Below are 13778 nucleotides of genomic sequence, written 5' to 3' on the forward strand. Positions count from 1 at the left end.
ACTTGCCGGATGGCGGCGTATGCGCCTTATCCGGCCTACCGGGCTTATTTGTAGGCCTGATAAGCGCAGCGTCATCAGGCATGATGCTGGCGCCATGAGTCCCGGGAACCTATAACAATAAGGAGTACCTGATTCCGTGTTAACTTTGCTCCACCTGCTTTCTGCTGTCGCCCTGCTGGTCTGGGGTACTCATATTGTGCGTACTGGCGTCATGCGGGTGTTTGGCGCTCGCCTGCGTACCATTCTGAGCCGTAGCGTTGAAAAGAAACCGCTCGCCTTCTGCGCGGGGATTGGCGTCACCGCGCTGGTACAGAGCAGTAACGCCACCACCATGCTGGTAACCTCGTTCGTCGCTCAGGATCTTGTCGCGCTGACGCCTGCGTTGGTGATTGTACTCGGCGCTGACGTGGGGACCGCGCTGATGGCGCGTATCCTCACCTTCGATTTATCATGGTTGTCGCCGCTGCTGATTTTTATCGGCGTGATCTTCTTCCTCGGCCGTAAACAGTCACGCGCCGGACAACTGGGGCGAGTGGGGATCGGCCTTGGCCTGATCCTGCTGGCGCTGGAGCTGATTGTGCAGGCCGTCACGCCCATGACGCAGGCCAACGGCGTGCAGGTGATTTTCGCCTCGCTGACCGGCGATATCATGCTGGATGCGCTAATTGGCGCGATGTTCGCGATAATCAGTTATTCCAGCCTGGCGGCGGTACTGTTAACGGCCACCCTGACGGCGGCAGGGATCATCTCCTTCCCGGTGGCGCTGTGTCTGGTGATTGGCGCCAACCTCGGCTCCGGCCTGCTGGCGATGCTCAACAACAGCGCGGCTAATGCCGCCGCGCGGCGCGTAGCGCTCGGCAGTTTGCTGTTCAAGCTGGTGGGCAGCCTGATTATTCTGCCGTTTGTTCATCCGCTGGCGAATCTGATGGATCAACTGCCGCTGCCAAAAGCTGAACTGGTGATCTATTTCCACGTCTTCTACAACCTGGTGCGTTGCCTGGCGATGATTCCCTTCGCCGAGCCGATGGCGCGCTTCTGTAAGCGCATCATCCGTGACGAGCCAGAGCTGGATGCACACCTCAAGCCGAAGCACCTTGACGTTAGCGCGCTGGATACGCCGACCCTTGCGCTGGCCAATGCCGCCCGTGAGGCGCTGCGTATTGGTGATGCGATGGAACAGATGATGGAAGGGCTGAAAAAGGTAATGCACGGCGAGCCACGCGAAGAGAAAGAGCTGCGTAAAATGGCGGATGATATTAACGTGCTCTACACCGCCATTAAGCTATACCTGGCGCGGATGCCGAAAGAGGAACTGGCGGAGGAGGAGTCGCGCCGCTGGGCAGAGATCATCGAGATGTCGCTCAACCTTGAACAGGCGTCAGATATTGTGGAGCGCATGGGGAGCGAAATTGCCGACAAATCGCTGGCGGCGCGGCGGGCGTTTTCGATTGAGGGGTTAAAAGAGCTGGATGCGCTCTATGACCAACTGCTCAGCAACCTGCAGCTGGCGATGTCGGTGTTCTTTTCCGGCGACGTGACCAGTGCTCGCCGGTTGCGTCGTAGCAAACATCGTTTCCGGATCCTGAACCGTCGTTACTCGCATGCGCACGTAGACCGTCTGCATCAGCAGAACGTACAAAGCATCGAAACCAGTTCCCTGCACCTGGGGTTACTGGGCGATATGCAGCGTCTGAACTCGCTGTTCTGTTCCGTGGCTTACAGCGTGCTGGAACAGCCGGACGAAGACGACGAGCGGGATGATTACTGATCGGAAAATGAATGCCGGATAAGCGTGGCGTTTATCCGGCCTACAATGCGCGCAATCTGTAGGCCGGATAAGGCGTTTACGCCGCCATCCGGCAACGTCGGTTAAAAGCAGTGGCCTGCTTCAATGGCAACCGCGTCTTTCCCGGCTTCAAACACATACGTCGTGTTCGGACCGCCAAGCACCGCCTGGCCTTTGCTCACTTTAATCCAGTTTCCTTCCGGCAGACCGATCACCGTCAGTTCTGGCGCGACAACCAGTAGTTCTCGAATACGCTGTTCACGCGTTTCGCCTTTATGGCCTTCCGGCAGCGCGTTAGTGAAATGCGGGTTAATCTGCAGCGGGAACAGGCCCAGCGCATCAAAACCTTTCGGATCGACAATCGGCATGTCGTTGGTGGTGCGAATGGTCTGGCAGGCGAGGTTCGCGCCCGCGCTCCAGCCGATGTACAGTGCACCGCGTTTAACCACGTCAACCATCGGTGCCAGCAATCCGCGTTCGCGGCTCTCTTTCAGCAACTGGAAGGTATTCCCTCCACCGACAATCACCACTTCCGCATTTTCAATTGCCGCCAGCGGATCGGCGACGCTGTGAATGCCCACCACTCTGACGCCCATCGGGGCGAAGATCGCTGCCGTTTTTTCCGTGTACTCATCCCAGGTCTGCGTTACGCCTGCGAACGGAATAAACACCGCCGAACGGCGGCCATTCAACTGTTCCGCAATCAGCGGTAGCGCGTGTTCCATCCAGCCTTTACCCGGCAGCGTCGAGTTACTTAATAAAAGCAGTTCCATCATTTCTCCGTGAAATCAGAAAATTACAAAACGCGGTAATGTACCACTGACAGTGTAGCGCCTTACTGACATGGCTCACGATGTTGGACAGAGATTGCGGAAAGGCAAAATGGCATTTTACCGGTTATCCCCCTTCCAGACGCATTTATCAGCGCTGACCGGTATTCACTGGCGGAAGATTTTCTCGCTAATTTACGATGAAACAGGTGCGATAGACGTATTAAACCGTGTGAGGCATTTTTCAATATTTAAGTCTGAAAATGATAATTATTTTTAGCATGGCAAATACAGAATAGATTTTGGCAGTTTTATATTTATTTTATCGATGTTTTTATTCAATAATCCTGAAGGTTGAAAGGGGTTCTTATTTTAAAATTTAGACAATGATCTATTTGGCAAGGCAGTAAAAATGCGGCTCTGTCATAGACTTAACCTGGAAAAGACTGACGTTAAGTAAAAAAGGCATACAGCGAACGCTCATCCCTTCTGAAGCCCCGACCAGGCATCCGAGGGGGCAGTATCGCACTGGATGGGGTCAGGCAAGCAATTTTCATATTTATGTAACAAAATATTTCATTTGAAACGTGTGGTTTTTTGTAACTTGCTGAAATATAGGAATTTTACCAAAAATTTAAATTTATGTATCTTTTTGTTTTACTTACAATCAGTAAGGTAAATTCCGAAAAAAAGATCGATTACAACGATCGATATTTCTGTAGTAATAGTCTTTATCTATTAATTTTGTTTTATCGATCAGGTTTGACAATCAATATTGCTCATGTACTATTTTGGTTGAATCAATATTATACCGACAGCAGCAGAGTGGGTGTGCCGGACTATGTCAGAATAAATAATCTCGCCGGATAACAGACTCCCTACTAAGAATAAATGAACGGGCTGTCCATGATATAGGGAGCGTAATCTGTATGACAAAGGAATATATAAAGACGTGCCATATCGCCAGTTGGCCTGAAAATGATTTTTATTTTTCCAGGGGAATCTCCGTTCTGGCCAGAAAATTGATTAATTCTCATTCCGGCTCAGGCTATCTGTTTATTCACCTTAATAACTATACATTAAAGAATTTCTTTCGATCATTCTCTCAATTGAGTAAGAGTGGTTATCAGTTGATCATCATTTCCAGCCAACGACTCATGCCACTGGCTTTTTTCTGGCACCTGAAATGCCAGGCTGTTAGCGCAATCTTTGAATCGCGTTGTTCTGTTAACGATATCATTCGCGGTCTGGACACTGTCGCGATGGGGCGTCAAATCGTGTGGTCATTCCCGGGACCAGCCTGTCGACTCTCCTCAAGAGATGTTTTGCTTCTGCGACATTATCTTGAAGGCGGAAGTATGAGTTATTTACAGGAGAAACATTGCCGCGCCTATTCCACCTTGCAAGGATGGAAAACCGCTGTTGCTCGTAAATTTAAAGTCAAGAAGCTCGAACACCTGCTTATTCCAAACTGAATAACACGCTCAAAAATCAGTTTTCTTTTCTTCGGCCCATGAACTTTTCATAAGCCGCAGAGAAGTGCTCGTCAAATATGGACTTTATTAACTATGGATTTAGATATGAAACGCGTCTTTTACCATGCTTTTTTCCCCGCATTATGCTTAACAGCGTATCCGCTTGCGGCGGCAGAAACTCTCCCTACGCCTTACCCCCCCGTGCAAACGACTACGATGCCGGGCGACCTGACGTCGAATCCGGACTATACCAATCACTGGGATTGGGTGAAAGAAACGTGGGAAAAAGGTTATTCCACTTTCTCCATCAAAGACAAAAAATACATTGCGAACCAGGAAATCATCCTGCTTAACCCTGCATATTCCAAACAGGTCGTGACGTTATTAAATGAGTCGTACAGTTACAACAACACGTTAAATTCCGTTCAGCTTAATATCGGTGACGGTATTTATGAAGCTGCGGGCTCTGAAGCGGTGAATACTACGATTAAAGGCGAATACACCAATAGTAAAGGGAATATTGAAACGGGTGTTTTACAACTGAATAACGATGGTAAGGCCTTCCATACACTGGTAGAGAATAACGGCGCCCTTACGCTGAATGGCGATTCAGAAGCCTATGACACCGTGGTGAAAACTGGCGGAAGGCAGACCGTAGGGGGGCGCGGCTATGCCCAGGCGAACCTCATTGATGGCGGCACGCAGGTGCTCTCTGTCACCAGCACCGCGTTGGTTGAAGATACGATTGTGCAAAATGGCGGCCAGCAGATCATTTATAGCGGGACCGCGAAAAACTCTCATATTGGCGCGGGCAGCTATCAGCTTGCCAGCGGGCTGGCTCTGGACACATTCCTGTATAACGGCGCATTCCAGCAGGTTTATAGCGGAAAAGGTGCGGAATACGTCGCTGACCGGGATACCACGGTGTATGCGGGCGCGCGACAAACGATTACCTCCGGAATTTCAGAAAATGCGCAGGTTTATGGTACACAGGTGATCACTGGTGTAGACGGTCAATGGAGTGGAGGAGACTGGATTTCCGACAGCAATTCTACAGTGCGCGTCAATGGACAACAGGCGAAGGACGCCACCATTCATGCGGGAGGGTTGCAACGAATTCAGACCGGTAATGCAGACGGGACGCAAGTCTACGGCACACAACTGGTTAATGGTCAGAAAGGCGGTTGGTCCGGTGGACGCTGGGTTGAACAGGAAGGCTGGACGGGGGGGATTCGCGCCAACGCGACCAATACAACCGTTCATGCCGGAGGCCTCCAGCAGCTCGCCTGGTACGGTGAAGCCAGTAACACGGTCATTGATGGTGGACGCCAGGAGGTTCTCGCGCTGGGACATATTTCGAACACAACGCTTCGCAATGGCGGGAGCAGCCTGATTGCCTATGGCGGTTATTCAACTGACGCGCTGACGGTAGAAGAGGGTTCTCTGACGATGGAAGGAGGGAGCGTACATGACTGGACAGGAAATCTGGGCAAAGGAGCCTGGGCTGCTGCCGTGGACTTACAAAACCCCTCTGCGGTTCTCTACCTGAAACACAATGCTGACACCGCCGAATCCGTCGCGACGATTAAAGCCTTAGCGAACAATGGCGTGGTCAATTTCAGCTCATCGGAGGGGCACACTGCGGGACAGTTTAACCGTCTGGAGCTCACCACGCTTGAGGGGAACGGTACTTTCGTCATGAACACCAATTTATCCGGTGGCATGGGCGATTTTCTGAACGTTTCTGAATCTGTCAGCGGGCAATTTAACGTCACAGTGCAGGATTCAGGAAGTGAGTTACGCACTCGCACTGCTGCGCCTTACCATCTGATTTATGCCAACGGGAGCGCGGGCGATACGTTTGCGATGACAAACGGCAGCGTCGATCTTGGTGCATATAAATACTATCTGGTGCATGGCGCTGACAGCGACAAAGACAACTGGTATCTGTCGCCACAAGCGAATACGCCAGAACCAGGCCCCGATCCTGATCCAGGCCCTTCCCCGAATCCAGAACCAGAAGTAAAACCGGATTTATCAGAAAGCGCTAAAGCGGTGATTGCCATGGCGAATGTGACCCCCACCTTATGGGACGCTGAGCTGACCACGCTGCGGACACGTCTCGGTGAAATTCGTCAGATGCGTGACCATGAAAATGGCGTATGGGGTAAATATATCAGTAGCCGGTACCGCGTATCCACAGAGCACGTAGGTTACCGCCAGGATGTGAATGGCGTGATGTTCGGCGGTGACACGCGTTTTGAGTTGGAAAATAGTGCATTAATTGTTGGCAGTATGGCTTCTTATACGCGTGCGGATCTTGACGCATCCAGCACAAATGGCAAAGCCGACAGTTATGGCATCGGGCTGTATACGACCTGGTTACACAACAGCGGTTATTACGTTGATGGTGTGTTGAAATCCAACTATTTCCGCACTGAGAATAACCCTTACTTCAACGGGGGACGCACACATGCGAAAGATAATACCGTGGGTGGGGGCCTGTCTGTCGAAGCCGGGAAGCATATTGCGCTGGAGAGCTGGTTTGTAGAGCCGTACATTCAGGCATCGTGGTTTATGGGAGACAGGACCCATTATAAACTCGACAGCGGCATGTCGGTTAAAGCGGACAAGACCCAGTCTCTGAAAGGGGAAACGGGGTTAACCTTCGGTAAGAATGTGGCGTTGGCGGATGGGACAATGATACAGCCTTACGCGAGACTGGCAGTTCGTCATGAGTTTATGAAGAACAATGATGTCGTTATTAACCACACCGAGAAGTTTACAAATGATCTGTCTGGTACAAGCGGTAAATACGGCCTGGGGATGACAGCAAAACTGAACGATCGGTGGTCCGCCTGGGGAGAGGTTAGCTACGAAAAAGGCCAACATATCGAGACGCCTTATAGTGGCCAACTGGGCATTCGCTATAGTTTCTGATGGTTCTGATTAAGCGTTAAAAAAGCCCGCGCAGCCTGGGCGGGCTTTTTTATTTGAAAAGAACTTATCTGTGCTATTAGGGCATGCAGCCCGAGGATTATAACGTCCCGGTACCGCCGTCAGAACACCAGACCTGCCCGGAGGTATAGCTGTTCTCCGCAGAAGCCAGGGTGACATACAATGGAGCAATCTCAACGGGCTGACCAGGACGTCCGAGCGGCGCATTAGCACCAAATTGCTCGATTTTCTCCTGTGGCTGACCTCCACAACATTGCAAAGCTGTCCAGTAAGGGCCGGGAGCAACGGCATTTACCCGGATCCCTTTCGACGCCAGCTGTTTTGCCAGCGATTTCGTAAAAGCAACGATCGCCGCCTTAGTCTGCGCATAGTCCAGCAGGATCTCACTCGGCTCATAGGCCTGCACCGAGGAAGTATTGATAATGACGCTACCCGCCTGAAAGTGGGGGATGGCCGCTTTCGTAATCCAGAACATGGCGTAGACATTCGTTTTAAAGGTGGCGTCAAACGCCTCTGAGGTGAGATCTTCGATCGACTCACAGAATTGCTGGCGCCCGGCGTTGTTAACCAGAATATCAAGCCCGCCTAAGGACTCTGCTGCCTGGCTGACCAGTTGCTGGCAAAAAGATTCATCGCGGATATCGCCAGGAAGTGCCACGACTTGTCTTCCAGCTTGTTTGATCAGGGCGACGACCTCGCGAGCATCTTCTTCTTCATGGGGCAGATAATTGATTGCCACATCCGCCCCTTCGCGGGCATAAGCAATTGCCACCGCCCGACCAATACCGGAATCCCCGCCGGTAATTAACGCTTTCTTACCGGTAAGCCGACCGCGTCCCTGATAGCTTTCTTCACCATGATCGGGAAGTGGTTGCATTTTCCCGGCAAGCCCCGGAAAAGGTTGTTTTTGGTGTGGAAAAGGCGGAGTGGGAAAACGTGCTGAATTGTTTTTATGTATTTCAGATTTCCCATTATTTTCGTCAGCCATTCAATCACCTCTCATTATTTCATTGGTACGAAATAATAAGCGTAGAACAAAATTTAAGACTTGTGCATTAATAATGATTTCATCGGTAAATTGTCCCTTGTGTTATGACAGGAGTGATGAGATTTATCCTGGTTTTATCGTGAGGTTTTCATTTTCAGACAAGTCAGGGCGTTAGTTTTGTTCGGGAATAAATTAACCAAATAATAAGCGAGACGGATGTTTTTTTAATGTGTTGAAATTTAACGCAACACATCAGGTTGCGTTCCGATATCAAATTTGACTAAACACAGAAAGTCACTAACGTTACCTTCTTAACTGTGACAGTATTTAGCTGAAGACCGGGATAAAGCATCTGAAGCTGGCCGTAAGGTGGTCCGCGCAGCCACAGCGGCAGTTGTCAATCTGATCGTTCCTGATGATTAATTTCAGATTCCTTTTTTAATTAAATCTCAGCATAAATTTTATGAAGGTAAAAACGATTGTCGATGCGTTACACATCGGCTTTCAGGTTTATGTCGTACGGAGATATCATTCAACTTACTAAAAAAACAGTGGCTTTGTCTGACAGAATTTTTTCCATTAGAATCGCCAGAAATTAACGGCCAATGCCAGGGCGATAATACAGAGTAAAACAACCCATCCCACTTTATTAAAAACCTCCTCGAGCTTCAGAAAAATCAACTTTCTTCAATATCGGGTATTTTTACGTTTTCTCTGGCTACCGCTAACCTCGCCGTTATGTTTGTATTTTTCCAGGCAAAGGATCGGTATCAACGGCCGTCTGGACACAAAAATGCCCCCTCAGCGGTACGCGTTGACCGAATTCAGAAGTGGTTTCAATTACCGCCGCGCATCGAATTGCGTGAAGGTTGAGATAAAAAAGAGCGCCCATTGGCGCTCTTTTAGCCCTTCTTACCCGGCCCGGGCAAATTCCGCGGCTTCAACAATCAGGGCGTCATCCGGGCGCACGCCGGTGTACATCGCGAACTGCTCGACGGCCTGCAACGCAATCACTTCTGCGCCGCTGATGGTCTTTTTACCCCGCTTCTGCGCCAGCCTAATCACCGGGGTTTCCGGCGGCAGGGCGACGACATCGAACACCACGCTGGCGCTGGCAACCATGGCTTCGCTGTACGCCAGTTCATCGCTCTCTTTACCGCCGGCCATGCCAACGGGCGTGACGTTAACCAGAATGTCACAGGCAATGCCTTCCGGCAGCGGCTGCCACTGAAAGCCATACTGTTTTGCCAACGCCGGGCCGCTGTCCCGGTTGCGAGCGGCGACGATCACATCGCGAAAACCCGCGTCGCGAAAGGCGGCAATCACCGCTTTGCCCATCCCACCGCTGCCGCGAATCATTACCCGCGCAGCGGTGTCGAGCTGGTGGCGGGTAATCAGGCTTTTTACCGCGATGTAGTCGGTGTTGTAGCCTGTTAGTCTGCCGTCGTCATTGACGATGGTATTGACGGAATCAATGACTTTCGCCGACGGATCGACTGCGTCAAGAAACGGCATGCAGCTCTCTTTGAACGGCATTGAGACCGCGCAGCCGCGAATACCTAACGCGCGAACCCCTTTCACCGCGGCTTCAATGTCCTGAGTGGTGAATGCTTTGTAGATGAAATTTAAGCCCAGCTTTTCATAGAGATAGTTATGAAAGCGGGTCCCAAAGTTGCCGGGCCGACCGGCAAGCGACATGCACAACTGGGTGTCGCGGTTAATCATGTTAAATCTCCTCGGCATGCGACAGTAAATACTGTTCGGCTTCCTTAGACCAAATCCCGTGATGGCGTTCCAGAATAGCGCACAGTGCGGGATCGTCAATTTGGTTGAGGGCGGTTAACGGTAATGCTTTCCCGGTATAGACCAGCTTTTTACCGCCGCCCACTTTCGGCAGTTCCAGCGTGGTTTCACCTGCCGCATTCAGCCCAAGAATGTGTGTGACCACTTTGGCGGCCTGCACTTTCTTCTCTTCAATCAGTTTGACCGCCGCGCGCATGTCGTCCGTATTTCCCCCCGAGGTGCCCACATAGTGAGTGAAAGCGTAATGCACGTCGTAGAAATTGATCGGTGCGCTGAACTGTTTATCCTGCGGGCCGGCAAAGAAGTTCATGCAGCCATCGGGGGCGAGCAGGGAAGAGGCCAGGGTGACCAGTTGTTCGTTCGGTACGAAAACAAAAATATCATCAAAACCGTGACCGCTGCTCAGCGCCATCAGCGTGTCGTACGCGGCATCCTGCGCATGCAGGTAGTGAATCAACGTTTGCGGTTCAGAAGGATAGTGTTTACGGGCATAGCTGAGTTTATCGTGGTTGGTATCGGTCACCACCAGTAGCGCCGGGTTGACTGGGCCATGCAGCGCATAGTCGATCGCCAGCAGCCCCATCGGTCCCGTCCCGCCGAGGATCAGCGTGCGACCCTGCGGGCGAATCCCCATGTTGTGGTTATAGCTGCCTTCCTGAAGGTGATAGTTAGCGTTGAACGCGCCGATCACGCAGGAGAGCGGCTCGACCAGCGAACCTTCAAAGTAGGTCTCGCCTTCATAAGCCAGCAGGCAGTCTTGCTCCATTACCACATTGGGGATCACGACGTGCGTGGCTTCGCCGCCCACCCACGGGAAGGAGTAGCCGGGGCAATCCGGGCGATCCGCCAGTTGCAGGTTCGCCTGGATCACATAGCGCTGGCCGGGCTGAAACTTGTGCTGCCACTTTTTACCGACGGCGATAATATCGCCGCAGAACTCGTGGCCGATGATGATCGGGTGGGTCGCTACATCGTCTGGCACCTTTTTATGATCCTCTCCCTGACTGGCCTCTTTCCAGGAGGAGAGGCACAGGCTGTCGGTGACCACGGTTGCCAGAATTTCATCGTCCTGCATCTCGGGAAGTTCGAACGTTTCCAGGCGCAGATCGCGTTTGCCATAAAGGCGCAGAGCTGTCGTTAACATATATTCCACCTCATGTTGAGCGATAGCCCCGGCTTATCGCCGGGGCGAAAAAAATCAGGACAGGAAGCCCAGAGCGTTACCGATAATCCCCAGACCAAACAGGGCGAAGATCAGCCATACCGGGTTAATTTTCTTGTTGAGCAGACGTACCATCAGCATCGTCAGGCCCAGCGCCAGCAGGCCGGGACAGAGCTGGTCAAGGATGTTCTGTACGGTCATGGTGACGGTGCCGCCGTTAGCGTCAGGGGTTTGCGAAACCACCAGCGGCACGTTGATGCTGGTCCATTTGGTGACCAGCACCCCCATCACGAACAGGCCGAGAATCGATGCGCCTTCGGTCAGTTTTTGCAGCAGGTTGCCACCCATATCACTGACGATGTTGACCCCTTTGTTGAAGCCAATTTGCAGGCCATACCACTTCATCGCCAGACGGACCGCGTTGAAAATAAAGAAGAACAACAGCGGGCCTAGCACATTGCCGGACAACGCCAGCGACGCGCCGAGCGCGGCGGTAATCGGTCGCAGCGTGCCCCAGACTAGCGGGTCACCGACGCCCGCCAGCGGCCCCATCAGGCCGACTTTGATGCCGTTGATGGCGCCATCGTCAATCTCCGCCCCATTTGCGCGCGCCTCTTCCATGGCGGCAGTCACCCCAATCACCGGGCCGCACACCGCAGGTGTGGTGTTGAAGAACACCAGGTGACGCTTGAGGGCCGCCACCTGATCTTCTTTCAGCGGGTACAGGCGCTTGATGGCGGGGATCATGTCGTAGCAAAAGCCCAATCCATGAATACGTTCAAAGTTGAAAGACGCCTGCTGCAGGTTGGAGCGAACAAACATGCTAAACAGGTCAGATTTGGTCAGTTTTTTCTGTTCCATGATGGGCTCCGTTAGTCATCAAGCTGGTCAAGGGCGGTAGAGGAGGCGGCTTGCGCCTGCGGCTCGGCTTTGCGCCACTGCGGGTTCAACTGGATGTAGACCAGCGCAATAATCGCGCCGACGCCACCAAAGGCCAGCAGGCTCAGGTCGAGGTAACCACCGGCGATAAAGCCGAGGAAGAAGAAGGGCATCAGGTACTTCACGCCCATCATGCGCAGCACCATGGCGTAGCCGACCACCACGATAAAACCACCGGCAATTTGCAGGCCGCGAGTGACGAACTCCGGGATGGCGTTCAGCATATTGCTGACCATATCGGCACTGACAAACAGCGAAACAATCAACGCCGGGATGGCGACGCGTAGCGCCTGGACGCCCAGCGCGGAGACGTGGAGGATATCGATGGTGCGAAAACGCGCCTCTTCTGCGGCCTTATCCGCCGCATGCTGGAACACGACGGTGATAGTCCGGGCGAAGACGGTCAGGACCTGGCCTGCCGCCGCCACCGGCAGCGCGATAGCGATACCGGTCGCGATGCTCTGCTGGCCGACGATCACCAGAATGGCGGAGATAATACTGGCGAGCGCAGAGTCCGGAGACTGCGCGGCACCGACGTTCATCCAGCCAAGCGCGATCAGCTCCAGCGTCCCGCCGAGCATCACCCCGGTTTTTAAATCACCGAGGATCAGGCCGATAACCGTACAGGCAATGAGCGGGCGGTGAGTCTGAAATTCATCCAGCACGCTGCCCATCCCGGCAATACAGGAAAATATAAATATGGCGATAATTTGTAGGGTACTGATTTCCATAATGGGTCACCTTAAAGTGTGAACATCCCTGCCTGTTAAAGCATTTACACGTCGTCATTCAGGCTGCCTCTTTGTTGGCGGCATTACTCGTCTCATCCATGAGACTCGCCCTGACGGGCCGTCGCTTCGCAACGTTCAAATCTGTTCCCGACAGATTTGTGACTCACCCCAGTCACATAGTTATCTATGCTCCAGGGGATTCGCTCATTTGTCGCCGCGATGCATCCAGAATGACTGTGTGTATAAATACAGGCGCTTTTATTTATTCAGCGAACGACAGTTCTTTTATTTTTTCGAGAATATTAATGGATGGATCGGAGGCGACCACGCGCAAATCCAGGGTAACGCCAAATTTATCCAGTTCACGAAACGCATTAATATCATCGTCATCTAAGGATACGGCTTTGGTTAATTGTTTTTTACCCGGTCGCCAGGCCATGCCGCCAATATTTAAGGTGGCAATTTTCACGCCCTGTTTGACCATCGCCAGCGCATCCTGTGGACGAGTAAATAAATAAAAAACCGTTTCGTTCTGATACTGCGGATTATGATAAACCGCGACGGCTTTTTCGATATTCACCACGTTGACCTTCATCCCCGGCGGGGCGGCCTGACGTAATAATGTCCGGCGGACTTCATCGTTATAAACCTCGTCATTACAGATAATAATCCGCTGGGCATTCGCCACCTTCGACCAGACGGTGGTGACCTGACCGTGGATCAGGCGGTCATCAATACGGGCAAGGGTAATATTCATCAGAAATCCTCTTCGGTCGTTTCCAGATGCTGCCAGACCACGCAGGTTTGTTGGGCAATGGTCGTCAGGTGTTCGCACAGTTCATCCACATTCATACTGCTCTGGTTATCCACCAGTTCCAGCGCCAGCGGCAGGGAAAGTCCGCTGATCACCCGGATGTCCGGATTGCGCATCGCCAGCGATGCTGCAGCGTTCCAGGGACTGCCGCACTGCAGGTCGACGGCTATCAGCCATTCATCATTAGTGTGAGTGCTTACTAACTTTTCTAGCTTTGTAATGATGTCGCTGACGTTCTCGCCGGGGACAAACGCCACCGCCTCGACGTTGGCGTCACCGTAGACCATCTGCACCGATTCCAGCATGGCGCAGGCCAGTTTGCCGTGAGCACAGAAGATTGCATTAACCATAA

General features: G+C 52.3%; 11 protein-coding genes and 1 pseudogene. 3 read left to right on the top strand and 9 right to left on the bottom strand.

Annotation, left to right across the window (positions count from 1 at the left end):
- Nucleotide 1: 1 nt before the first annotated feature.
- Nucleotides 2-79: pseudogene (locus I6L53_RS23730) on the bottom strand (hypothetical protein); the annotation flags it as partial.
- 57 nt (nt 80-136) lie between these two features.
- On the opposite strand from I6L53_RS23730, the gene I6L53_RS01335 reads away from it, so the two are divergent.
- A complete protein-coding gene (locus I6L53_RS01335; RefSeq protein ID WP_042320972.1) occupies nt 137-1768 on the top strand; it encodes a Na/Pi cotransporter family protein in 1632 nt (543 codons plus the stop codon).
- Nucleotides 1769-1869: 101 nt separating this feature from the next.
- Here the strand turns inward: I6L53_RS01335 and pepE are convergent, their stop codons facing one another.
- Nucleotides 1870-2559 (bottom strand): dipeptidase PepE, encoded by a 690-nt coding sequence (gene pepE, locus I6L53_RS01340; protein WP_042320974.1) that lies wholly within the window; start codon nt 2557-2559, stop codon nt 1870-1872.
- Nucleotides 2560-3485: 926 nt separating this feature from the next.
- Between pepE and I6L53_RS01345 the strand changes: the two genes are divergently transcribed.
- Both I6L53_RS01345 and I6L53_RS01350 read left to right on the top strand, forming a co-directional pair.
- Nucleotides 3486-4031 carry a hypothetical protein gene (locus I6L53_RS01345; protein ID WP_042320975.1) on the top strand — a complete coding sequence of 182 codons (546 nt, stop codon included), beginning with the start codon at nt 3486-3488 and terminating at the stop codon, nt 4029-4031.
- Between the two features lie 105 nt (nt 4032-4136).
- On the top strand, nt 4137-6971 hold the full coding sequence (locus tag I6L53_RS01350; protein ID WP_042320979.1) for an autotransporter outer membrane beta-barrel domain-containing protein: 2835 nt from the start codon (nt 4137-4139) through the stop codon (nt 6969-6971).
- Nucleotides 6972-7068: 97 nt separating this feature from the next.
- Here the strand turns inward: I6L53_RS01350 and I6L53_RS01355 are convergent, their stop codons facing one another.
- From I6L53_RS01355 to I6L53_RS01385, 7 genes are all read right to left on the bottom strand, one after another.
- Entirely contained in the window at nt 7069-7977 is a 909-nt protein-coding gene (locus I6L53_RS01355; RefSeq protein ID WP_042320980.1) for an SDR family oxidoreductase, read from the bottom strand.
- A 912-nt stretch (nt 7978-8889) separates the two neighbouring features.
- Nucleotides 8890-9702, bottom strand: a complete 813-nt coding sequence (locus tag I6L53_RS01360) for a shikimate 5-dehydrogenase (protein WP_042320983.1) — start codon at nt 9700-9702, stop codon at nt 8890-8892.
- Nucleotide 9703: 1 nt separating this feature from the next.
- Nucleotides 9704-10924: an L-sorbose 1-phosphate reductase gene (sorE, locus tag I6L53_RS01365; protein WP_042320986.1), complete on the bottom strand. Its 1221-nt coding sequence runs from the start codon at nt 10922-10924 to the stop codon at nt 9704-9706.
- Nucleotides 10925-10978: 54 nt separating this feature from the next.
- Nucleotides 10979-11803 carry a PTS system mannose/fructose/sorbose family transporter subunit IID gene (locus I6L53_RS01370; protein WP_042320988.1) on the bottom strand — a complete coding sequence of 275 codons (825 nt, stop codon included), beginning with the start codon at nt 11801-11803 and terminating at the stop codon, nt 10979-10981.
- A gap of 11 nt (nt 11804-11814) precedes the next feature.
- Nucleotides 11815-12612: a PTS mannose/fructose/sorbose transporter subunit IIC gene (locus tag I6L53_RS01375; RefSeq protein WP_042320991.1), complete on the bottom strand. Its 798-nt coding sequence runs from the start codon at nt 12610-12612 to the stop codon at nt 11815-11817.
- A 262-nt stretch (nt 12613-12874) separates the two neighbouring features.
- Complete coding sequence (locus I6L53_RS01380) at nt 12875-13369, bottom strand: PTS sugar transporter subunit IIB (RefSeq protein WP_042320993.1); 495 nt, start codon at nt 13367-13369, stop codon at nt 12875-12877.
- Nucleotides 13369-13776, bottom strand: a complete 408-nt coding sequence (locus I6L53_RS01385; RefSeq protein ID WP_042320995.1) for a mannose/fructose/sorbose PTS transporter subunit IIA — start codon at nt 13774-13776, stop codon at nt 13369-13371. Before I6L53_RS01385 ends, I6L53_RS01380 begins: the two co-directional genes overlap by 1 nt.
- Nucleotides 13777-13778: the final 2 nt, after the last annotated feature.

The organism is Citrobacter farmeri, assembly GCF_019048065.1.
In the GTDB taxonomy this organism is placed as follows: Bacteria; Pseudomonadota; Gammaproteobacteria; order Enterobacterales; family Enterobacteriaceae; genus Citrobacter_A; species Citrobacter_A farmeri.